This window comes from Zeaxanthinibacter enoshimensis, from assembly GCF_004362865.1.
Classification (GTDB): Bacteria; Bacteroidota; Bacteroidia; order Flavobacteriales; family Flavobacteriaceae; genus Zeaxanthinibacter; species Zeaxanthinibacter enoshimensis.
Genome location: NZ_SNYI01000001.1, coordinates 1172544 through 1195582 on the forward strand (window position 1 = coordinate 1172544; position 23039 = coordinate 1195582).

Below are 23039 nucleotides of genomic sequence, written 5' to 3' on the forward strand. Positions count from 1 at the left end.
CGACAGGGGAATTCTTTTATATTTGCAGCAACCTATAAAAAAGAGAAGACAGCATGGTTTCTAACTTTGTGGAAGAACTGAAATGGCGGGGAATGCTTCACGATGTAATGCCCGGAACAGAAGAACACCTATTAAGCGGCATGCAATCTGCCTACCTGGGGATAGATCCCACGGCCGATTCCCTGCATATCGGGCATATGGTGGGGGTGATGATGCTCAGGCATTTCCAATTGGCCGGCCATAAACCCTATGCACTGATCGGCGGGGCTACGGGAATGATCGGAGATCCTTCCGGGAAGTCGGAGGAGAGAAACCTGCTGGATGAAACAACACTCCGGATGAACCAGGAGGCCCTTAAAGAGCAGTTATCGAGATTCCTGGATTTTGATGATGCGACAGATAACTCGGCTGTACTGGTCAATAATTATGACTGGATGAAAAAATTCTCTTTTCTCGATTTTATCCGGGATGTTGGTAAGCACATAACGGTGAACTACATGATGTCTAAGGATTCTGTAAAGAAGCGGCTTTCATCTGACGCCAAGGAAGGAATGTCTTTTACGGAATTTACCTACCAGTTGGTCCAGGGGTATGATTTTTTACACCTGTACAAGAACCATAACTGTACCCTGCAGATGGGTGGCAGTGACCAGTGGGGCAATATTACCACGGGTACTGAGATGATACGCCGGATTGAAGGCGGTAAGGGCTACGCCATTACCTGTCCCCTGATCACCAAGGCAGACGGGTCCAAATTCGGGAAGACTGAACAGGGGAACGTATGGCTGGATGCACACAGGACATCACCCTATGCTTTTTACCAGTACTGGCTGAACACCTCTGACGAGGATGCCGAAAAGTATATTAAGATTTTCACCTTCCTATCCCGGGAAGAAATAGAATCCCTGATCAGGGAACACCAGGAAGCCCCGCATATGCGGAACCTGCAGCGCAGGCTCGCCGAGGAGATCACGGTGATGGTTCATTCCCAGGACGACCTGGATAAAGCTATTGCCGCCAGTAACATCCTGTTCGGGAAATCTACCTCGCAGCAGCTGAAGCAACTTGATGAGCATACTTTCCTGGAGGTGTTTGAAGGAGTGCCACAGGCAGTAATAAGCAGGTCAGAGGTTGAGGAAGGGCTTGATATCATTGCAGCCCTGGCCTCCAAGACCGGGTTCCTGAGTTCTAACGGGGAAGCCAGGAGAGAATTGAAACAGAATTCGATCGCCGTGAACAAGGAGAAAGTAAAGGAAGGGTACAATATCACTTCCGGGGACCTGATCAATGAGAAATACGTCTTACTGCAACGCGGGAAAAAGAATTACATGGTTCTGGTGGTCGAATAACTAAAGTGGTGGAAAGTAGGATCTTCTCATCTTTAGTTGACAAAAGCTCACTATCTTAGATAAATGGAGGTTTATCAACACGAGATAGTAAGTAGTATCAATGCCATGTATGGAGACTTGCTCCGTTCCTGGAAGCAGTACGATACGGTGGCAGAACACCTGCAGGCCCTTTCAGTCCGGCTTTGGGAGGAAGTGAGCCAGGGAAATCCCACCGCCCTGCAGGAGGTGCGTAATTACCATTGGAGCCACCTGGGGCAAACTGTTGAGGTGCTGAAGAATGCCGGCCTGACTGAGGCCGATTGCAGGCAAACCATAGCCAATGAATATGGGTATCGCAGGTGGTCAGAGGTTTCCCATGTCCGCTACCCTTACCATATCAGTTTTGAGAATGCTGTGGAGTTATTACTGCAAGGAGATGAACCTGGTCTTCGGGAACTGTTGAATGGCGACCCGGGCCTGATCAACCAGAAATCCCAGTATGGCCACCGGGCCACGCTGCTGCATTACGCGGTAAGTAACGGGGTAGAGCTCTGGCGGCAGTCCGTACCTGCTAACCTGCCACAAATGGTAGAGTTCCTTTTGGAGCGGGGCGCTAACCCTAGGGCCAAAATGAAGGTTTATAACGGGGAATATACGGCCTCCGAATTGCTGATGTCCAGTGAACACCCCAGGAAGGCCGGGATACTACCCGCACTTCGCGATGCTTTCAGCAAGGCAGTGTCATAGAACCATCAGGTTGCAACCCCGGATATCGGAATTGTCAAACCGACCCAGAACTTCAAAACTTCCATCTGCATAAATTTTCCCAAGATCCTGGGTGGCGATAAAGCTACAGGAATCAATATTGGCCAGGTCGGTAATGTTGAGTCCGCCGGAACGTCCATGGGATTGCCAGCTCAGCGGATCTTCGGGATCCCTGGCCCGAACCTTCATCCACGGGGGGCAGTGAAATCTTCCATCTCCTTTTGAGTAAGCCTGCGAAAGTAATTCGGTCATCCCGTATTCAGAATGAATCCTATCCAGACCGAACCCCTTCTTTAAAAGTGAATGCAATTCTGCCCGGATAAGTTCCTTGCGCCGGCCTTTCATTCCCCCGGTTTCCATAACAATGGTATGGTGAAGTTGGACGGGGTGTTTTTCGATGAAATCGAGTAAGGCAAATGAGACCCCTATAAGCAGGGTGGGTATCTTTCGCTCTTCCAGGGAGCGTAACTGCTTTTCCAGGACGTTGAGTTCGTTTAGGTAAAAACCACTTTCAGGGAAACTGCTCGCGGCTATCATATCGGCAACCATATATACCAGGGAAGAGCCTTTTCTTTCCAGGTAAGAAGGCAGCAACGCCAGTACACAGTAATTAGATACATCACCGTAAAAAAGCCTGAAAGTCTCGCGGAAACTCTGTTCGTAAAGAGATAAGCGCTGTACATAGTGCCTGCTGGTACTGTTGCCGGTAGTGCCACTGCTTTCAAATACCGCTTCCGCTTTACCGCTTCCGCTGGTGACCTTGGCTGATTTAAAGAATTGGATGGGGAGGTAGGGGACATGCGCGGTCTCGATGACCGTCTCCGGGTTTTTCCCCAGGTGATCGCAGAACTGCCGGTATACCTCGTTCTTATGGTATTGGTGCCGGAAGACCTCCATCGCGATAGCGTTGAATTCAGCAGGGCTGGAAATTCTGAAAATGGTCCGGGTATCCATAGCAGGTTTTGACAGCAGCAAAAATAGGAAAATAAAAAACCCCACTTAGAGGTGGGGCAGAGTATGTATTGATGGAGAAAGTTATTTCACTACCAGTTTGCGAGACATGGTCTTTTCATTTTCTCTTAACTGCAAGACGTAAACCCCGGGAACCAGCCGGGAGATGTTCAGAGTCCCGGTGGCAATTCTTTCGCGCAGTACCACTTTGCCGAACACGTCAAAAACGGTCACTTGCTTATTATCATAGTGCCCGCTGTTGATGTAAACCACATCATCAAACGCAGGATTTGGGTAAATACTGAACTCGGTCGAGTCTTTTTCATGGTTCTTGTCCATTCCGCTCCGTTGTTGGGCGGATACAGAAATGGTGAAGGCCAGCAGGATGATAAAGTAGGTTGTTTTCATGCTTGATTGATTTGGGGCTCAATAACAAGGTAAAGATAGGATACGCGTTTCGGAGGGGTCTCAAATTGTTGTGAACGCTAAGTTTTTGTATGTCAACGGATAAGGCAATTCCATTCATCGAAGAAATAGGTATTTGAACGAGAACTCCTACAGGAAGTGAAGTGACGCTAAATGAGGGGAATAGCTACTTTATAACCAGTTTCCGGGTCGCTATTTTGTCACCTTCCAGCACGCGGAGAACATACACGCCCGAATTTAATTCGGAGAGATTCAGTTCCTTGCCCAGGATAGTGGTCTGTAATACCTGTGTTCCAAGTACGTCGTAGATCAGTATTCTTTTAGGGGCATTCAGTGTGGTGTTGATAAAGACCTTCCCCTCCGTGGCCGGATTGGGATACAATCGAAAACCCGGAATATCGGCCTGGTTACCGGCGTCTTGCCCGTAACTCGCTGCGACAAATAAGAAGAATATTAGTAGGTAAAGGTGCTTCATACACTAGGGTATACAAATAGTGTACCACAAAGATATAATTTTTAGGGTGTTAGCAGCTTGGAAGATGAATTATATCCGAATATTTATGAACGGAAAAAAACAAACATTAAAAGGAGGAATTGCAACGCGGGCAGGCTAAGGAGTAACAACCGGGAATTTCCGGTTTTAAGGGCGTGAGGGCTGTGATCGACCATATACTATTACAGCTTAATTTACACAGGCTTACGACTTTATTAACAATAAGACAATGCGGGGTTCTTTAACCGTAATAGTATTATATTTACTTTTGCGCATTACAAATGCGTGCAGATTCCATGAAAAAACAGGATATAAAGATTCTTCTGGTAGACGATGAGCCGGATATTTTAGAAATATTGTCTTACAACCTGTCTTCTGAGGGATACCAGGTCTATACTGCCGAAGATGGTGCCGAGGGTGTAGAGAAGGCAAAAAAGAAGAAACCACACCTGATCATCCTGGATGTAATGATGCCGGAGATGGATGGGATAGAAGCATGTGAACGCATAAGGAAAACTCCAGGCCTGGAGGATACCATTATCACCTTTCTGACGGCCCGGGGAGAAGATTATTCACAGGTGGCCGGGTTTGACGCCGGGGCCGACGATTATATCACCAAGCCGATCAAACCAAAGGTGTTGGTAAGTAAGGTAAAGGCCTTGCTTCGCAGGCTTAAGGATGATCATGGGGAAAAGGAAGACATCCTTGAAGTGGGTAAGTTGGTGATTAACCGCGAAGAGTACAAGGTGGTCAACAAAGGAGAAGAGATCATCTTACCACGCAAGGAATTCGAATTACTGGCGCTGCTCGCCTCTAAACCCGATAAGGTCTTTAAAAGAGAGGCTATCCTGGATAAGGTCTGGGGTCAGGAAGTGGTCGTAGGAGGGCGTACTATAGACGTCCATATTCGCAAGCTCCGTGAAAAGATCGGGGATGATCACTTTAAGACAGTTAAGGGAGTAGGTTACAAGTTCGTTCTCTGATGGCTATCCGCTTAAAGAAATCCTACAGATTTGCCTTCCGATCTTCCCTCCTTATCACCCTGGTTTCTACCCTTATCCTGCTTTCTTTTATCTGGGTCTTTGATCTGCTGGAATACTGGAGCTTTATAGTTCTCTATTCCGTTATCACCTTCCTTGTCTGTATGGCCATCCTGCAGATCAGGGTGCAGAAATTCATTTATAAACGCATCAAGAAGATCTACGATGATGTGACCTTGCTCGAAGGCTCCAACCTCACCGCAGGGCCTATCACTACGGATATGCGTACCCTGACGGAAGAGATAGAGAAATTTGCCCGGGACAAGAAGATCGAGATCGATACCCTGAAGATCAGGGAGGCGTACAGGAGGGATTTTCTCGGGAATGTATCCCACGAATTAAAAACACCCCTTTTTACGGTACAAGGTTACATTCTTACCCTGCTGGACGGGGCCATAGAGGATAAGAATGTCAGGAAGAAATACCTGCAACGCGCTAACAAGGGCGTGGAGAGGCTGATCTATATCGTAAAGGACCTGGACCTGATAACCAAGCTGGAGATAGGGGACCTGAACCTGGATTACAAGGTATTCGATATAATAGACCTTATCCAAAGTGTTTTCGATCTGCTGGAAATAAAAGCTTCCAAAAAGGGAATAGCGCTTACTTTTGATATGGAATACGACAGACCCGTCTGGGTGCATGCAGACCAGGAAAAGATAAGGCAGGTGCTGACCAACCTGATCGTCAACTCTTTAAAATACGGACATAAGGGTGGCACAACTGAAGTCAGCGTTGAAAACCTCATTAAGAATAAGGTCATCATAAGGGTGACCGATAACGGGGAAGGAATGAGCAAAGAGCATATTCCAAGGATCTTTGAACGTTTTTACAGGGTAGACAGGAGTGGAAGCAGGAAAGAAGGCGGCTCCGGACTCGGGTTGTCTATCGTTAAACATATCATCGAAGCACACGGGGAAAAGATCTACGTGGAAAGTGTTCCAGGTGTTGGCTCCGAATTTTCCTTCACATTGGAAAAAGAGAAGAACCGGGCCCCGGCCGGCAAGGCGGGTTCCAAAGAATTATCTTAGTTTTGCCAGCAAATATCCAGGTAAATAGTGGGAAGCAAGAATAAACTCAGGCGGTTCAAAGAGAACGAGACCTTTGAAAACGTTATACAGCCGGGCCGGGAAGAAGTGGTATCGGGAAATTTTTCATTAAAAGGGAAGTGGGCAGAGCACTTTGGTAATGACCATCCAATCGTACTGGAATTAGGATGCGGCAAAGGGGAGTACAGTGTGGGACTCGCCAGGAAATACCCCGGGAAGAATTTTATTGGGGTTGATATTAAAGGTGCACGGTTCTGGAGAGGTGCCAAAACTGCCCTGGAGGAGAATATTCCCAATGTAGCGTTCCTGCGTTCCCAGATAGAATTGATAACCGATCTTTTTGCCGAGGGAGAGGTCTCGGAGATCTGGCTCACATTCCCGGATCCACAGATCAAATATAAACGCACGAAACACCGGCTGACTAACCGGAAGTTCCTCGAGAAATACAAACAGGTTTTAAACCAGGAGGGATGCGTTCACCTGAAAACCGACAGCGAATTTCTGCATGGATATACCCTGGGCCTCCTGCAGGGGCTGGGTCACGAGATATGTTATGCCAATCACGATGTCTATAAGAATGAAGGAAGCCCGGAAGAGGTACTCGGTATACAGACATTTTATGAAAATCAGTACCTTGAGGCAGGAAAGGCAATTACATATATCAGGTTCAAGGTAAAATAATGACACACCTCTTAATACTGTTCTTCGTCACATTCTCTGCGGCTTTTATGGCCACTGTGCCTCCCGGACTTTTAAATATGAATGCCGCGAAGACAAGTGTTAAAAAAGGTAAGATGAATGGGGTCATTTTCAGTCTCGGTGTCAGTACAGTTGTCATGATACAGGCCTATATCGCCGTACTTATCTCTAAATTCCTATACAAGAACCCGGAAGTCATCGACATGCTCCTCAAGACCGCGATCGCTGTCTTTGCCTTCTTTGCCGTTTATTTCTTCATCGTTGCCCAGCGGGAAAACCAGATATCCATGAAACGGGTGAAGGTAAGTAAGAAGAACAGTTTTTTTAAAGGTATGTTACTGGCGGCCCTTAATTTACTGACTATACCATATTACAGCGGTCTGAATGCAATGTGGAATGCTTCGGGTTGGATCAAATTCAAAGTCTGGGACATCGCTGTATTCATCCTGGCCGCCGGGGGAGGCACTTTTACTGTGCTTTACCTTTATACCGTCTATTTTAATAAGCTGGAAGCAAGATCACATCGTTTTTCGCGGAATTCGAATTATATCTTATCTGCCCTGATGCTCGTCCTGCTGGTAATTACTATGATCCGTATTTTTTATACCTGATAACTAATGGCAGCCGATCAACACTTCTTTGAAAGGGTCTACGAGGTGGCTAAAAAGATTCCTTATGGGCGGGTAACTTCTTACGGTGCAATTGCACGGTACCTGGGCGCAGGCCGTAGCGCCAGGATGGTGGGCTACGCCATGAATGCCTCGCATAGTATGCCGGAGATCCCGGCTCACCGTGTGGTAAACAGGAAAGGGCTGCTTAGCGGGAGACACCATTTTGCCGGAACCAACCTGATGCAGCAGTTGTTGGAAAGTGAAGGGGTTGAGGTCCAGGAGCACCAGGTAGTCCATTTTGAAAGCCTGTTCTGGGACCCGCTTTCAGAATTGCAGGGCGATCGATAGATTCTTAGAACCATAGAATAGTTCTATCGCTTTTCATCACTGAGACTTCTTATTTACAGCCCTATACTGTATCTTTGTTGTTTAGAATCATTATATATAAATAATGAAGATCCGGGAGGTTGTCTCTTGTGACACCGAACCGGAGAAACAAAATTTCCAGAGATTAATGAAGTTGGACAAACAATCCATTTTAAAGGCGTTAGAAACCATCACGGTTCCGGGAGAAGGCCAGGATATGGTAAGCAGCGGTGCTGTGAAGAATATACAGGTATTCGGAGACGAAGTTATCGTAGACGTAACTATTAAGAATCCGAGCCTGCAGGCCAGGAAAAAAACAGAAGTGGAGATCCTGAAGGCGATCCACCGGGAAGTTTATGAAAAGGCCAAGATCACGGTAAACCTCAAAGTAGATGCCCCTGCACAGCCCAAGGCTGCTTCTATAAAAGGCAAACCCATCCCAGGTATTCAGAATATCATTGCGGTTGCTTCGGGTAAAGGCGGAGTAGGTAAATCTACAGTTACCGCGAACATCGCTGTCACCCTCGCAAAGATGGGATTCAGGGTGGGATTACTCGATGCAGATATCTACGGACCCTCAATGCCTATCATGTTTGATGTTGTGGGAGAGAAACCACGTGCAACGAATGTGGAGGGCAAATCGAAGATGTTGCCGGTTGAGAGCTACGGGGTAAAGTTGCTTTCCATTGGGTTTTTTACCGAACCGAACCAGGCTGTGATCTGGAGAGGCCCAATGGCGGCCAAAGCTCTTAACCAGATGATCTTTGATGCTGCATGGGGAGAGCTCGACTTCCTCCTGGTAGATCTTCCACCGGGAACAGGCGATATTCACCTGAGCATTATGCAGGCCATGCCTATCACCGGTGCGGTAGTGGTAAGTACACCCCAACAGGTAGCCCTTGCGGATGCACGAAAAGGGGTGGCAATGTTCCGGCAGGAAGCGATAAACGTGCCCGTACTGGGGATAGTGGAGAACATGGCATATTTTACCCCCGAGGAATTACCCAACAATAAATATTATATTTTCGGGAAAGAGGGGGCCAGGAACCTGTCAGAGGATATCGCGGTGCCTTTCCTGGGAGAAGTGCCGCTGGTACAGGGAATACGTGAAGCAGGTGACGTGGGACGGCCTGCCGCTTTGCAGACAGCAACACCGACAGAACAGGCATTTGAAGATCTGACCAAGAACGTGGTCCGGGAAGTTGTGCGTAGAAACGACGCGCTGCCCCCGACCGAAGCGATAAAAATTACTACCATGGCCGGTTGTGCTGCCGTAAAAAAGAAATAATAATGACTTCAGAGGAATTAAGAACCAAGGTGGAGAAAGCTCTTGATGAGATCAGACCCTTCCTGCAAAGTGATGGGGGAGACATCTCTTTGGTCTCTATTGATAACGACACCCAGGTCAAGGTTCGGCTGGAAGGTGCATGTGTTGGTTGTTCTGTGAACCAGATGACCCTTAAGAGCGGGGTGGAGATGACCATTAAAAAGCATGCGCCACAGATAGAGCAGGTAATTAACGTGAATTAGACCAATGTTGAAAACTGCAAGGGGCTGTACTTACGCCCCTCCTCTTTTTTAAGCCATTCTTTTCATGATCAAAACAGATATATTAATAATAGGTGCCGGACCAACCGGGTTATTCGCGGTATTTGAGGCCGGTTTACTTCAGTTACGCTGCCATTTAATCGATGCCCTGGCCCAGCCGGGCGGGCAATGTTCCGAGATCTATCCTAAGAAACCTATCTATGATATCCCGGGATTCCCGGAAGTATTGGCCGGAGACCTGGTGAAGAACCTGATGCAGCAGATTGCTCCTTTCCAGCCCGGTTTTACCCTGGGGGAAAGAGCTGAGACCATCGAGGAACAGGAAGACGGTACTTTTATTGTCACCACGAACAAGGGTACCCGGCACCAGGCCCCGGTAGTGGCTATTGCCGGTGGATTGGGAAGTTTTGAACCCAGGAAGCCTCTTTTAAAGGATCTCCCCAAGTTTGAAGATAAAGGGGTAGCCTATATGATAAAGGACCCGGAGGTGTACCGGGATAAAAAAGTCGTCATCGCAGGCGGAGGGGACTCTGCCCTGGACTGGACGATCTTCCTTGCCGATGTGGCTTCAGAAGTCACCCTGGTGCACAGGAGAAACGAATTCAGGGGAGCACTGGACTCGGTTAAGAAAGTCCAGGAATTGAAAGACCAGGGAAAGGTCCGGCTGATCACGCCTTCTGAAGTGGTTGGGTTAACCGGGCAGGATCATTTGGATGGGGTTGTGATCAACCGTACATCAGATCCTGAATCGGATATCCACCTGGAAACAGATCATTTTATACCCTTGTTCGGGTTAAGCCCAAAACTCGGACCGATTGCCGACTGGGGATTGGAGATAGAGAAGAATGCCATCAAAGTAGACAATACCCTGGATTACCAAACCAATATCCCCGGGATCTATGCCATTGGTGATGTCAATACTTACCCCGGTAAACTGAAGCTTATCCTGTGCGGGTTCCACGAAGCCACTCTGATGGTGCAAAGTGCCTACCAGCGCATTCACCCGGATAAGAGGTACGTGATGAAATACACTACCGTAGGAGGGATCAATGGCTTTGACGGCTCAAAAAAAGAAGCTCCGAAGGCCGTGGTCAAAAGTATCGACTAATTTGAATTACAAATCCAGCAAACGGGAATGTCTGACATAAAAATTAAGATCACCGACCGGGAAGGAGTGCAGCACGAGGTAGATGCCCCCACCGATATGAATATGAACCTGATGGAACTGGTGCGTTCTTACGAGCTGGCACCGGAAGGAACCATTGGCGTATGTGGCGGAATGGCCATGTGTGCTTCCTGCCAATGTTACGTTGACTCTGCTCACGAATTGCCTGAAAGATCTGATGATGAGGAGGCTATGCTGGCTGAAGCGTTTTATGTAAAACCCAATAGCCGACTTGGATGCCAGATACACCTGGAACCCTCCCTGGAAGGGCTGGAGGTAACCCTTGCCCCTGAAAGTTAAACCCGGTATAGAACTGTCTGCCAGTTTTTGTAGTTTTAGCAAACTATAGAAAACCGGCTTATGAGACTTCTCTTTTTTTTCCTCTTTATATCCTTACTTTCCTGCAAGACAGAGCAACGGACCACAGAGGTGGAACGCTGGGAAAAACACGCGGCCAACACCACGATCATCAGGGATGATTTTGGTGTTCCCCATATTTACGGGAAATCAGATGCCGATGCCGTTTTTGGATTACTCTATGCCCAGTGCGAAGATGATTTCAACAGGGTAGAGCAGAATTATATCTGGGCTACGGGCAGGCTGGCTGAGCTTGAAGGTGAAAGCGCGCTTTACAGTGATCTCCGGGCCAGGATGTTCATGAGCCGGGAAGAGGCGATCGCTAATTATGAGAACAGCCCGGAATGGTTGAAGGAGCTTTGCAATGCCTTCGCCGACGGGATCAATTATTACTTACACACCCACCCCGAGGTACAGCCAAAACTTCTCGAGAGATTTGAACCCTGGATGCCAATGTATTTCAGCGAAGGATCTATCGGCGGGGACATCGAGCGTATCAGCACCGAAAAAATTAAGGCTTTTTATGAAGGTACAGGAAAGTTACCTGTAGTTCCGGAGGAAGAACTGACTACGTTCGAGGAGCCGGGTGGGTCCAACGGGATCGCTATCTCTGGCAGTCTCACACAATCAGGTAATCCTATGCTTCTCATCAATCCTCATACTTCATTTTATTTCCGGGGAGAGGTGCATGCGGTGAGTGAAGAAGGTCTTAATGCATATGGAGCAGTTACCTGGGGGCAATTCTTTATCTACCAGGGTTTTAATGAGCGTACCGGCTGGATGCATACCTCGACCTATACAGACGTCATGGATGAATTCGTGGAAACCACCGTGGAAAAGGGCGGAGAGTTGTTTTACCGCTACGGGGACGAGTTACGACCCGTTCAAAGTTCAACAGTGACCCTGCAGTACAAAGAAGGGGACAGCCTGCGATCTCGATCCTTCCCTGTCTACAGGACGCATCATGGTCCTGTCACCCACCTGCAGGATGGAAAAGCTGTTGCATCGGCGATGATGTGGGACCCTGTAAAAGCTCTTGAACAATCGTACACCCGTACCAAACAGCAGGGGTATAAGGGTTTCCGGGAAATGATGGATATCCGCACCAATTCTTCCAATAATACAGTGTATGCGGATGCAGAGGGGAACATTGCCTATTTCCATGGTAATTTTATCCCCGTACGCGATGAACAGTTCGACTATGAGAAGCCGGTGGATGGTAGTGACCCGGCCACTGACTGGCAGGGCCTGCATACAGTGGATGAGAATATCCTTATCCTTAACCCGGCCAACGGGTGGATACAGAATTGTAATTCTACCCCCTACACAGCAGCGCTGGAGAACAGCCCCAAAAGAGAGGATTACCCCGGCTATATGTCTATAGACCGTGAGAATTTCAGGGGCGTTCACGCTATTCGCTTGCTGACCGACCGGGAAGGCTATACCATTGACAGCCTTATTAAACTGGCACATGACCCAAAACTACCGGCATTTGAAGTACTGATTCCCGGGCTTGTTTCGGCCTATGATGCCGCCCCGGGGAGAGACAGTGATCTGGCAGAGGCCATTGATACGTTGCGGGTATGGAATTACCAGACCTCAAAAAATTCAGTTGCCATGACCCTAGCCCATTATTACGGGACCCATTACGGTGCTAAGGGCAATCGTCCCCAGGGAGTAAGCGATATGGAATTGATGGAATATTTTGGAACCTCTTCTCCCGTAGCAGAACGCCTTCGGATCTTTAGTGAAGTTATCGCCCGGTTAAAGAAGGATTTCGGCACCTGGAAGATGCCTTGGGGTGAAGTAAACCGCTACCAGAGGCTTAACGGGGATATTATGCAACCTTTTAATGACGATGCACCAAGTATCCCTATCGGGTTTGCTTCGGGTCGGTGGGGAGCTCTTGCGGCCTATGGAGCCCGGTACCATAATAATACTAAAAAGATCTACGGGACGCGTGGAAACAGTTTTGCTGCTGTGGTGGAATTTGGTCCCCGGGTTAAAGCGAAAAGTATCCTTGCAGGGGGGCAGAGCGGGGATCCTGATTCACCTCATTTTGATGACCAGGCCCAGCGATACGCAGATATACAGTGGAAGGATGTGGCCTATTATAAAGAAGATGTACTGGAGCGGGCGGAAGAGACTTACCATCCAGGACAACGCTGAGTTTAATTATTCGGCTTCCTGTACAACGATCAGCGAGGCTTTGGAACCTGTAGACAGCAGCCATTTATTAGAATAAATAAGCTGTCCTTTCTCATCATAGACATTTACCTGGGCAGTGTTGGGTCCCGAAGACCCTTGGTTCAGGGCTTCAAAATCAAGGCGGTTAAAACCGCGGTCCAGGGTCAGGTTTATTCCTTTAAAACTGCCATCGAGCAGGATATTGGGCTCCACTACATGGCCATTGGCGTAGATCTTGACCCTGTCGCCATCTACATATTCATGGTCCCGGCAAACTATCCCCACATATTTCGCCTTTGTGGTGACGTCGCCGAGGTACATGTCCCCAAAGTGTTTGCCGGAAGAACCTTTCTCAAAATCACCCACCTTGGGGTCTATTTTTAGGTCGAACCCGGCCTGTTTCAATTCGCGCTCAGGTAACATCTGCACATTCCGTTCCGATAAAGCGTCTTTAAGATTTAAAGGGTTGGGCTCCTCGAGAACAGAGGGCATGTTCAAAGCATTACTCTTATCGGGATTTTTACTCATGTCCAGTTGTTCACCCGACTCAATCTTCAGTGGCTGAGACTGGGGGAGATCGGTCTGGGAATGACCGGCGATCGGGTACAGCAAAGACAAGCTGAACAGGAAAATAATATACAACCTCATAGCAGGGTCAATCATTTAGGGTAAAGTTAGCAAATACCGCGCCAAGGCTGTTTAAACAGCTTGTTAAATTCGATGAACTTGCTCCTCATGGGGATTTAGGTGTCTGAGAAACAGGGATTCAGCTCCTGTGCCTGCCCTTGAAACGTATTTTTTCCTGCCAGACGTGGTCCCTGGCAGCAACCCTCCATTCGGCTACGATCTCGCCTTTTTCCACTACCTGCAGTTTAGGATATTTTGCAACGGTAGGGCAGATGTGCATGGGGATGGCGTAAATTTCGTCGCCCACTTCCAGCTTCTCATTTTCCTCTGACCTGATGACCAGGTGTTCCTCGCTCTGGGCGAGCTGCTCAATCTTTTCGTAGCCCAGTAATTTAGCTCGTGGAAAGGTCATTTCCGGGGCGATGGACTTGTGGCCCAGGTCCAGGCAGTAAAGTTTTTCTGCAGGCTTGCTGATGACCCTCGTAAGTAATACCGCTGCGGGCAGGAAATTTAATTCCGGGAAAGAACTGCCATACCGTTCATCCCATAGCAAGGTGGTGCCCGGACTGCATTCTACGTCTTTTCTATTGCAATGCACGGGAAAGGTGGGAGAACCACCGGCAATGATCTTTACAGGTTTAATCCCGGCTTTGATCAAGACATCACGCAGCCGTTCAACCGGTTCAAAGGCCTCATCACATGATACTTGCCGGGCCTTTGGATCCTTGGAACGCAGATGGCCGTCATACACATGCAGCCCTTTTGCTGCTAAACCTTCCAGTTCATTGATGAAGTGGTACAGTTTTTCAGCCTTTGGGCCCGGTTCGATGCCTGTGCGGTTCATACCAACATTAAGATCCAGGTAAATGTTTACCTCCTGTTCTTCCTGTACGGCCGCATCGGCCAATTCTTTCGCGGATCGTTCATTGTCGAGCAAGGTGGAAAAAGTAGTGCCGGGATACCTCCAGCACAGCTGCAGGTACCGATCTATATTTGGCCCTGCAGGTTGCATGGCCAGTAAAACATCTTTCGCCTTACACCGTCCCAGTAATTCGGCTTCCGACAAGGTGGCACATTTAAATTTTTCAATGCCCGCCTCCTGCTGCATCCTGATGATCTCCGCTGTTTTATGAGTTTTGATATGAGGTCTTAGCCTGGCAGTGTCCCCGATCATGTCGCACATTACTTTGATGTTATGGGCTATGCGATCAGGATAAACTAATAATGAGGGGGAATAACAGTTACCTGCCTCATGCAGTTGATACCATGGAAATGAAGCCATAATTCCGGGATTATTTTGAGTTAACATTGAAGTCAGTTGCGGGGAATTTAAACTGACCTCCTCTCAAAAATAATACAATGAAATTAAAACGTATACTATAACTCCAGCCTAAGCTCCTGTTGCTTGATCCTTTCTTCGAGTTCCGCTTCCCTGATCATCCTGTTGGCCATGTCCAGGGCTTCAGGTGAAGCTTCCGGGGGCATTTGCGCCTTCGCACCGGACGGTTCGTAATGGAGTTCTACGTATACCGGAAAATGATCTGAACCAATTTTTTCACCTCTTTCCATTTTCAGGTACCTGAAGTCAGGGGCGACGAAAATATGATCCAGGGGCCAACGCATGATCGGGTTTTTTGCATTATAGGTATTATATAGTCCCCGGCCCTTTCGAATATCGAGCAGCCCGCTGACTTTTTCAAATAGCTCGGTGGTCCGCGACCAGGCCACATCGTTAAAATCACCCAGGACAATAACGGGTAATTTAGAGCTACGGGAGAGCTTTGCAATGATCATCATCTCCGCATCCCTTGCGGTGGAGGTAGGATTCTCCTGCGGCATGGGAGGAGTAGGGTGAATACAGTACAGTTGTAAAGTATCTTTTGAAGGTAGTATAACCCCTGTATGTATAGAAGGAATACTATCGTGGACCAGCTGTCTGACTTTCGCATTCACCAGCGGCAATTTTGAATAAAGGAGCATTCCGTAGGTATTGTCCTTTGGAACCTTAACCGCATGGGGATACTTGGAATTCATCGTTGAGGAGATCTGCTTAAGCCATTCGCTGTTCGTTTCGGTCAGGAGCACCACATCTGCATCATAATTCTGGATCTCCCGGACTAGAGAAGAGTACTCTGAATTCTTTTGCAAAACATTCGCGGCATAGACCTTCAGCGTTGTATCACCAATGGGTTTTTCGCTGTTCATTACTTCGTATGAAGCAAGTGGTGTATAAGGCTGAATTTTATAACCCTGGTAGATAAAGCATGCCAGCAATACAATTACGAATGCATAATCACTGCGGGATTTAATGTCAAAGCGAATAAAATAAGCGAGGAGCGCGATTAAGGTCAGCGTGGTAAGCTGCAGGTGAGTAAAATCGAACATACGGATCCACCAGTAATCAACGGCTAGAATTGGTATAATAGTTAACAGGACGGCTATAGCCCCGAAGACCTGTAAGAAGATCTTGAGTTTCATAATCATTTGGTTTCCATAAATATAGCTTTATGTATTATCAATAACTGTCGTAATGAATACAATTATAGACGATAAACAGAATTAAATCATATGGTAGAGTATTAAATGCAGGATTTGGTAAATCCGACCAGACCGGCGTTTTCATACCGGTAAAATGAGAAGCTTTTTGTTGCGGGCCCCGTTTAAATGAAGTAACTTTAATAGGCTGTCATCCAGTTTATTACATAATAATTGGAGTGAATGGCCATCCTTCCTGAACCAACCAGGAACCCATTCTGGAATTCCCCAAATAAATTTCACGTACCGGGACCGGCTCCCGGGAATAAAATCTTTGGTTATGAATCCTCCAATGTTTTTGCTGATCCTGATCCTTTTATTCCTTCTTGGGGGAATAAGGGTCATATTTGAATATAAAAGAGCCCTGAAATTCAGGTTCGGAAAGTACATCAAGACCCTGCAGCCGGGCTTCCGCTGGATCATCCCCCTGGTAGAGACCATACAGGTGGTGGATATCCGGGTAATTACCATCAATATTGTTTCCCAGGAAGTGATGACAGAAGATAATGTTCCCTGTAGTATAGACGGGGTGGTCTTTTTTAAGATCACCGATCCAGAGAAGGCTGTACTGGAAGTGGAGCAGTTCAAATTCGCCATCAGCCAGTTATCCCAGGCAGCCTTGCGCGATGTTTGCGGAAAAGTTGAACTGGATACCATCTTGTCTAAACGGGAGGAGATGGGCCACAATATCAAACAGATCGTCATCCTGGCTACGAGTTCATGGGGGATAGAGATCATCGATGTAAAGATCAAGGATATACAGTTGCCCGAGAACATGAAACGAATGATGGCCAACCAGGCCGAAGCTGAACGTTCACGAAGGGCCCGGATCATCCTTGCTGAAGCAGAGCAACAAGCTGCCGGGAAACTCCTGGAAGCCGGGAAACTGATAGATCAATCGCCTTCTGCGATTAAGCTGAGACTATACCAGACCTTGTCTAATATAGCCGCAGAGAAGAATTCAACCATCTTATTCCCATTCCCCGAGGAGGTATTGCCGAGGAACCAGAATAAATAACTTAGTTTGTTATAATAAGAAAGGCCCGGGTAGCGGGCCTTTTCTGTTTAATGTGGAGTTAAAAGTCGAACCCTAGTCCAACCTGGATTAAATTACCTTCATCAGAATTAAAGAACCCTCCTTGTACAGTCAGGAAATTATATCCACTCAACCATATTCCGATTCCTTGCGAAGTATGCCATTCCGAAGAATCCTGGTCTGGGGTCCACACCCGGCCATAATCAAATCCTCCGTAAAATCCGCCGTTTATCGGGGCGACTGGAGTCATGGTCTTCAGGACCCTGAAACGGAGATCCGATGACTGGTAGAAGTAGGTCTTCCCGGAAAATCGTTGGTCCCTGTAGCCTCTTAAACCGTTATCTCCTCCTATGGAAGGAGCATGATAAAAGAAGTAATCATCACCGAAATTGCTCTTGACTTCCGCCTTGGAAGCCAGGACGATTCCCCCGGAAGGGATCAGTTGGTGTGCGAAGCCCAGGTTAAAGGAAAGGTAACCGAATTGTACATCGCTCAGGTCTGTATTCCATTTATAGCCACCGGTCAATCCAAAGCTGAGTGCTTTGGAAGGGAAGTCGGGCGCATTCTTATTCTCGTAGTTCAGGCTGGTTTCCGCCCCCAGGTAGTACTGGTCGTCGAAGACGGTGGTTCCAAGGTTATCAGGAATAAACAGGCGATCCTCCATCTCCTGTACCTTGTACGACTCAAATAGCCCTCGGATCTTCAGGGTATGATAAGAGATCCCGGCGCTGGCCTTGGTAACCTGCATCCTGGACCTGTAATAGTCACGTCCAAAGGTGTCCTCGTTATTAACGGTTTCATTTCCTATCCCGAAGAAATTAGTCGTAAAACGGTTATTGGTATGGTATCCTTCCAATTCAAAATTCCAGGAAGGGAAGATGTTGGCCCAGGTACCTTTGTAGGCAAGTTCCAGCGCCCGGAATGCAAAATAATAGTTTGCAGCTATGCTGTGTTGTTGCCTGAAAGGGTTGCCGTTAAAACCATTATCGGTATATGTATTCCTTAGCCCGATAAAGAACCCGTCGTCTGTTCGGAAGCCAAGGTTCGGGGCCAGTACGTTAAAATTTGGTTCAAAATACCTCCAGTGAAAAGTATTGGTTTCGTAGAGATCTGAAAACTGGGTATCCGGAGTCTCTTCAGTGAATACGGTCTCCTCGTCTTTCCAGTCGTAAACTTTCAGTTCGTCATCATTGAGTATCCGGAAGGAATCTTTCCCGTATCCTCCAACCAACCGGATCATTATTTTGGCCTTCCCGTCTCCGTCAACGATAAATTCATCATCATCCCCTAGCCCGTAGATCCATAATTCCTTAGTGACTTTGGGATCAAAGGTCCTGTCATACATGATCTCATCCTTCTCATCACTTAGCAACCGCTGGATCAGCACCCGGGTACTTCCATCTTCATTCCTGCTGATGGTGAATTTATCATCTTTCTCAGTTCCTTTCAGGGATACCACGCGATCCAGGTATTCACTGTATTGCCGCGCATATTCAGGGAGCCGTTCCAACCTGGTCTTTAGGTCCTGTTGTATCCGGCGGGTAGTTGAATCCTGTACTTCTTCCGGGAGGCGGTCAAAGGCATTTGCGATGATCTCGGGGCTGAGGTGTTCCTGTATGTAACGGGCTTCTTCTTCCCATACCTCGGCCGGGAACTGGTTGAGTACCGCGCGGTCTAACTTGTTGCCGCCGGTATTGAGCCATTTAACCGACTTAATCTCTGGTCCGTAAGACTGGAACCTGCGGCTGCCTGGCACGAACATCTGAACCAGGTCCATTCCTACTCCGTCGAAACGAGGAAATGCGTTATCCCTGTCCCTCGGGATGGGAATAAATACCTTGTTGTCATCATCTTTTTCATATTCTATCCATCTCCACTGGTCCTGGTGGCGGTCCCAGTCGCCTATGAGCATATCAAACACCCTGGCCCTGATAAAATCTCGCTGGTCTACGGAATAGGATTCATCTTCCTTTATCTTTTCCAGCATATCGGTCGTGCTTTCAAATTCCTTTACCTCTCCCTGCTCATCAAGGGCGCGCCTGTAGCCTTTATTGTTCACCTGTTCCTCGGAAGGACGTGGTTCGATAAAGTAAAGCTCACCACCAAATTCTTCATTCAGTTCTCCCAGTGCTTCCTGTTTCGGGATATAGTAGAGATGGGGATCAGAATGGTTGATCCCAACTGCTCTTGCAAGCGGGTTGATAACGAGCTGCATATATGGATGTGCAGTGGTGAAGAAGTCATTGATGAACTCTTCTACCACTGTTCCTTCATAGCTGTTTCCGGTATAAGCGATACCCTTTACTTTGAATTTAAGGAATTTAAGGGCATTCTTTCGCAGGGAACGCATGGAGTATTCTTTCCCGTCCTTATCTTCCAGGCGAATAGAATACGACTGGTGGCCACCCCCGGTCTTGGTAACTTTTAGACCCCCGTAGAGAGTATCCAGCATTGCGACCGGGGCAGTAACCGATTCCCCGAAATATTTCCGGTATCGTTCCCCCCAGAGGAAACGGTAAAATCCGGGTTTATTCAGGTCATCAGGGTCAGTCCAGACCGAACTGGTCGCGCTGTCCCCGGGTATTTCCGGAAATTCTTCCATCAGTTCTTTCTCGGGAAATGGGGGCAGGATGGGGATAGCATCCAAATCCTCTTCGGCTGTTATAAAGGTCACTTTGGATGACCCATCTTTAAAGTATTCCAGTTTTGCGAATCCTTTTTCCCCGTAGGTGAACTTACCTTCAAAGGGCAGGGATCCTCCGTAGGTATTAATGCGGTCCTCTGATCTTTTAGTGGCTGTTTTGGCGGCGACAGATCCGGTGATGAGCTGGTGTAACCCTCCTCCTTCAAGGTATTGCAGGCTTTCCTCGTGGCCTGAAACCAGGGTGATCCTGTCTGAAGCTTGTGCCAGTGCACTTACCAGAACCCTGAGGTACCCATAGCGCAGGGAAGATAAACGGTCGGGGTTAAACCCGGAAAGATCATCAATTTCCTGTTTGATCGTCCCCAGGACGGGCAGGGGCAAAAGGTGCTCTTTTAAGGTAGTCTTTCCTGCGAAGATCCCGTTACTGAAAACCGGGTGATGCATTACTATCAGGATATTCTTATCCTGGGCATCACCGATCTTGTCCTCCAGTTCTTCTATGAACCTTCTCCTGGTATTAATGTCCGTACATTTCCGGTTGATTCCTTTGATTCTCGACCAGTTGGTAATAAACCATTTGGAATCTATAAGGATGAGTTCAAGATTGTCGTTGACCTCAAAATTCTCTATAGCACAGCCGTTGTTTGGTTCCACTTGTATATTGCTGATTTCCATATCTTTAATATGGTCCTCTGCTTTTTCCATCTTATCCGCATCATAACTTCTCCATTCGTTATTCCCGGGCAGGAAAATGGTGTTTCCCTTAAAATTTTTGGCAAGTTCCACTTCCCTTGTCAGCAGGGCTTTATTAACATCCCATTGTTCGGAATCCCCACTGATATTATCCCCGGTGAAGACCAGGGTACTCTGGGGCCCGGCCTGGGCCAGGACCTCCCGAACCCGCTTCAGCATAGGGGACTCAGAATTCAGAGGGACTTCACCCATTCCTCCGATAAAGTAAAAAGTGTGTTCCGGGTTATCACTCCCGTCTGACTGGGAGCGGAGATCATCTGCTTCCTGCATCTTGAATGTTGCACAGCCCACTGCCAGCAGGCAGCATAGAAGCAGAAAAAGCCGGGAGAATCGTCTCTTATGGTAATTTGTCCCGGCATGCATAATCTGACTGCCCGTGTCCGGGCGTTCCTCATTTACCTGCGAGGTTCTGCGGGCGCTTACTGATTTTCTTCTTTGAGAAATATGCATAATGGGGTCTGTTTACAGTCTTTATACTTTGAATTGCCAGGTAGGTCCAAACTCTGGAGGTAAGAGGGGAGAGTGAGTAACTTAGGGGGTGTCCAGGAATACTCCGGAAACGTAAAGACCGATAAGCAGTAATACAAGGAAAGCGACCACGATGATGGTGGCGATCTTTGTAATAGAGTTTTTCTGGAAAATATATTTCCTGGTCTGTGTAGCTTCTTCTTTTACGAATTCGGTATTCTCTTCACCTTGCTTTTTAGACATCTTGTAACTGATTTGTAGAACGAACTTACAATTCAGTTAAAGGACGGCTTAACCTGAAAGAGAAAAATGTTAACTCTTTATGGTCTGCGGTGGTTCTCCGTGGGGCGGGGAAATTTAATTCTCCAGGGAGATATAAGAAAAGTCGATCGTACCCATATGCGGGTCTTCGATACTGTCATTCTTCCATTTAACCCACTCTAGCGAAAGTTTGTCACGTTCCCCTTTATATTGCTCCATCAGGTCTTCAGACAGTAATATATATTCGTCATGTTGAATATCGTTCTTTAACAGCAGGTGGGCTGTAATTACATCTTCGCCGATGAGTTTGATCCTTTTGCCAACGGGCACCTGCCCGACCTCCTGACCAAAATGAAGGATCATTTTAAGGCCCAACATAGAGGTGATCTTGTCGGCTTCGGCAGACTCACTGTATCTCGCCTTTAATTTATGAAGTTGCTTGTGGAATTCTGTCTGGAATTTTTTGCACTGTGAAACCAGGGCTTCCAGGCTTGGGAGCTCTCCCGTTTTATAGAACAGGACAGCGTCTCCTTCTATTTCGGAAATTTCAAGCCCAATTTCGTTAGAGTAAACGATCTTATTGAGCAGGGATGGGATCACCTTTGAGCTGAGTTTAAAATCAGTTTCGCTCATAAACCTGGTAAACCCGGTAATGTCCGGGATACATATTAATGTTTGAGCAGCCTCCTTGGGAACATTATCCGAATTTGACTTTTTCTCTTTTGGCTGTTCTGCCTGGGCCTGGGTTGTTTTCTTTTCCATGGTTGTTCTGCATTCTTTGATCCAGCAAGTTGCTGAATTTAATATACGCAAAGTAAGTACAGATTGTTTTACACTTGCCTGTTGTTTTAAACTGGTTTCGCTTAAAAATGAACTCTATAAAATCCTTTGAGATAGCCTGCTCTCATGGAACTCAGGAAATTTAAGGGTAAAATTAATTACGTTAAACAGTTGAGGGATTAAGCACATTTTTCTCAAAAGATGTTTGTTTCTTTGATACAGATCATTGAAAACAATATTCCTGAAGAGATTACCGAGAAAAGGAATTAAAAATATAAATAAGATTAAATGTTCTTCTGTTATCCATGTTCGATAACAAGTTTGGTTGGTTGTTTGCAAATGGTTCTGGCTATCTTCTAAGTCCAGAACCATTTTTTTTTAATACTTTGATACATGAACATATTTGAAGCACTTCGTGAAGATCACGAAATACAGCGTGACCTTGTTAAAAGATTAATTGAAACCTCCGGGGACCAGGATGCAAGAGATGAACTGTTTATTGCACTGCGCTCAGAATTGGAAAGTCACGCCGAAGCAGAGGAGCGTCATTTTTATGTTCCATTAATCGAGAGCGATCTGACCCAGGAAAAGGCAAGGCACAGTATCGCGGAACACCACGAAATTGACGAACTGATCGAAGAACTTGAAAATACAGAATACAGCTCTCCCGGATGGCTGGTCACTGCCAAGAAATTACAGGAAAAAGTTGAGCACCATTTAAGTGAAGAAGAACACGAGGTTTTCCAGATGGCAGGAAAAGTTTTATCAGCCAAACAGAAGGAAGACCTGGCCAAATCCTACCGGAAATACATGGCAGACAGCCGTTAGCCCGGCTTGCTGTTTCCTGAAGAGCATTGCGCTCTGTTTACTTACCTCAAGATCCCGTCAGACCGGGATAGTATTGCAATTGTGGCTTTAGACATGCCGCTTAAACCTACTTTAAGCCGGCA

23 protein-coding genes are annotated in these 23039 nt (G+C 47.2%); 14 read left to right on the top strand and 9 right to left on the bottom strand.

Annotated features, from left to right (window positions below; genetic code table 11):
• The first annotated feature begins 53 nt into the window (after positions 1–53).
• Positions 54–1349, top strand: coding sequence for a tyrosine--tRNA ligase (gene tyrS, locus CLV82_RS05195; RefSeq protein ID WP_133643218.1), 1296 nt, complete (start codon positions 54–56; stop codon positions 1347–1349).
• 63 nt (positions 1350–1412) lie between these two features.
• Positions 1413–2075, top strand: a complete 663-nt coding sequence (locus CLV82_RS05200; protein ID WP_133643219.1) for a transient-receptor-potential channel family protein — start codon at positions 1413–1415, stop codon at positions 2073–2075.
• On the opposite strand, the gene CLV82_RS05205 is transcribed toward CLV82_RS05200, so the two are convergent.
• The 3 genes from CLV82_RS05205 to CLV82_RS05215 all read right to left on the bottom strand — a co-directional run bounded on the left by CLV82_RS05205 (position 2070) and on the right by CLV82_RS05215 (position 3945).
• A complete protein-coding gene (locus CLV82_RS05205; RefSeq protein WP_133643220.1) occupies positions 2070–3047 on the bottom strand; it encodes a LuxE/PaaK family acyltransferase in 978 nt (325 codons plus the stop codon). The two genes, CLV82_RS05200 and CLV82_RS05205, sit on opposite strands and share 6 nt — an antisense overlap.
• An 81-nt stretch (positions 3048–3128) precedes the next feature.
• On the bottom strand, positions 3129–3452 hold the full coding sequence (locus CLV82_RS05210; RefSeq protein ID WP_133643221.1) for a T9SS type A sorting domain-containing protein: 324 nt from the start codon (positions 3450–3452) through the stop codon (positions 3129–3131).
• Between the two features lie 184 nt (positions 3453–3636).
• The gene (locus tag CLV82_RS05215) at positions 3637–3945 is read right to left on the bottom strand and encodes a T9SS type A sorting domain-containing protein (protein ID WP_133643222.1); all 309 of its coding nucleotides are present in this window, start codon (positions 3943–3945) and stop codon (positions 3637–3639) included.
• Positions 3946–4259: 314 nt separating this feature from the next.
• Between CLV82_RS05215 and CLV82_RS05220 the strand changes: the two genes are divergently transcribed.
• The 10 genes from CLV82_RS05220 to CLV82_RS05265 all read left to right on the top strand — a co-directional run bounded on the left by CLV82_RS05220 (position 4260) and on the right by CLV82_RS05265 (position 12967).
• The gene (locus tag CLV82_RS05220; RefSeq protein WP_133643223.1) at positions 4260–4946 is read left to right on the top strand and encodes a response regulator transcription factor; all 687 of its coding nucleotides are present in this window, start codon (positions 4260–4262) and stop codon (positions 4944–4946) included.
• Positions 4946–6034 carry a sensor histidine kinase gene (locus tag CLV82_RS05225; RefSeq protein WP_133643224.1) on the top strand — a complete coding sequence of 363 codons (1089 nt, stop codon included), beginning with the start codon at positions 4946–4948 and terminating at the stop codon, positions 6032–6034. The genes CLV82_RS05220 and CLV82_RS05225 overlap by 1 nt, the downstream gene beginning before the upstream one ends.
• 27 nt (positions 6035–6061) lie before the next feature.
• Positions 6062–6733 (top strand): tRNA (guanosine(46)-N7)-methyltransferase TrmB, encoded by a 672-nt coding sequence (gene trmB, locus CLV82_RS05230; RefSeq protein WP_133643225.1) that lies wholly within the window; start codon positions 6062–6064, stop codon positions 6731–6733.
• Complete coding sequence (locus tag CLV82_RS05235; protein WP_133643226.1) at positions 6733–7362, top strand: LysE family transporter; 630 nt, start codon at positions 6733–6735, stop codon at positions 7360–7362. Before trmB ends, CLV82_RS05235 begins: the two co-directional genes overlap by 1 nt.
• Positions 7363–7368: 6 nt before the next feature.
• Positions 7369–7710 (top strand): MGMT family protein, encoded by a 342-nt coding sequence (locus tag CLV82_RS05240; protein WP_133643227.1) that lies wholly within the window; start codon positions 7369–7371, stop codon positions 7708–7710.
• Between the two features lie 166 nt (positions 7711–7876).
• The gene (locus tag CLV82_RS05245) at positions 7877–9016 is read left to right on the top strand and encodes an Mrp/NBP35 family ATP-binding protein (protein ID WP_133643471.1); all 1140 of its coding nucleotides are present in this window, start codon (positions 7877–7879) and stop codon (positions 9014–9016) included.
• Between the two features lie 2 nt (positions 9017–9018).
• Complete coding sequence (locus CLV82_RS05250) at positions 9019–9258, top strand: NifU family protein (RefSeq protein ID WP_133643228.1); 240 nt, start codon at positions 9019–9021, stop codon at positions 9256–9258.
• Between the two features lie 64 nt (positions 9259–9322).
• Positions 9323–10384, top strand: coding sequence for an NAD(P)/FAD-dependent oxidoreductase (locus CLV82_RS05255; RefSeq protein ID WP_133643229.1), 1062 nt, complete (start codon positions 9323–9325; stop codon positions 10382–10384).
• Positions 10385–10411: 27 nt separating this feature from the next.
• A complete protein-coding gene (locus CLV82_RS05260) occupies positions 10412–10741 on the top strand; it encodes a 2Fe-2S iron-sulfur cluster-binding protein (RefSeq protein WP_133643230.1) in 330 nt (109 codons plus the stop codon).
• Positions 10742–10801: 60 nt separating this feature from the next.
• Positions 10802–12967, top strand: a complete 2166-nt coding sequence (locus CLV82_RS05265; protein ID WP_133643231.1) for an acylase — start codon at positions 10802–10804, stop codon at positions 12965–12967.
• Positions 12968–12973: 6 nt separating this feature from the next.
• On the opposite strand, the gene CLV82_RS05270 is transcribed toward CLV82_RS05265, so the two are convergent.
• The 3 genes from CLV82_RS05270 to CLV82_RS05280 form a co-directional block, all read right to left on the bottom strand.
• Entirely contained in the window at positions 12974–13633 is a 660-nt protein-coding gene (locus CLV82_RS05270; protein WP_133643232.1) for a hypothetical protein, read from the bottom strand.
• 118 nt (positions 13634–13751) lie between these two features.
• The gene (locus CLV82_RS05275; RefSeq protein ID WP_133643233.1) at positions 13752–14894 is read right to left on the bottom strand and encodes a D-TA family PLP-dependent enzyme; all 1143 of its coding nucleotides are present in this window, start codon (positions 14892–14894) and stop codon (positions 13752–13754) included.
• 95 nt (positions 14895–14989) lie between these two features.
• Positions 14990–16090 carry an endonuclease/exonuclease/phosphatase family protein gene (locus CLV82_RS05280; protein ID WP_133643234.1) on the bottom strand — a complete coding sequence of 367 codons (1101 nt, stop codon included), beginning with the start codon at positions 16088–16090 and terminating at the stop codon, positions 14990–14992.
• Between the two features lie 337 nt (positions 16091–16427).
• Between CLV82_RS05280 and CLV82_RS05285 the strand changes: the two genes are divergently transcribed.
• Positions 16428–17165, top strand: coding sequence for a slipin family protein (locus CLV82_RS05285; RefSeq protein WP_133643235.1), 738 nt, complete (start codon positions 16428–16430; stop codon positions 17163–17165).
• A gap of 58 nt (positions 17166–17223) precedes the next feature.
• On the opposite strand, the gene CLV82_RS05290 is transcribed toward CLV82_RS05285, so the two are convergent.
• The 3 genes from CLV82_RS05290 to CLV82_RS05300 form a co-directional block, all read right to left on the bottom strand.
• Positions 17224–21030 carry a ShlB/FhaC/HecB family hemolysin secretion/activation protein gene (locus CLV82_RS05290; protein WP_133643236.1) on the bottom strand — a complete coding sequence of 1269 codons (3807 nt, stop codon included), beginning with the start codon at positions 21028–21030 and terminating at the stop codon, positions 17224–17226.
• A gap of 81 nt (positions 21031–21111) precedes the next feature.
• Positions 21112–21291: a hypothetical protein gene (locus CLV82_RS05295; protein WP_133643237.1), complete on the bottom strand. Its 180-nt coding sequence runs from the start codon at positions 21289–21291 to the stop codon at positions 21112–21114.
• Between the two features lie 114 nt (positions 21292–21405).
• A complete protein-coding gene (locus tag CLV82_RS05300) occupies positions 21406–22071 on the bottom strand; it encodes a DUF2652 domain-containing protein (protein WP_133643238.1) in 666 nt (221 codons plus the stop codon).
• 411 nt (positions 22072–22482) lie between these two features.
• Here CLV82_RS05300 and CLV82_RS05305 point away from each other — a divergent pair, with 411 nt between their 5' ends.
• Entirely contained in the window at positions 22483–22917 is a 435-nt protein-coding gene (locus CLV82_RS05305; RefSeq protein ID WP_133643239.1) for a hemerythrin domain-containing protein, read from the top strand.
• Positions 22918–23039 lie beyond the last annotated feature (122 nt).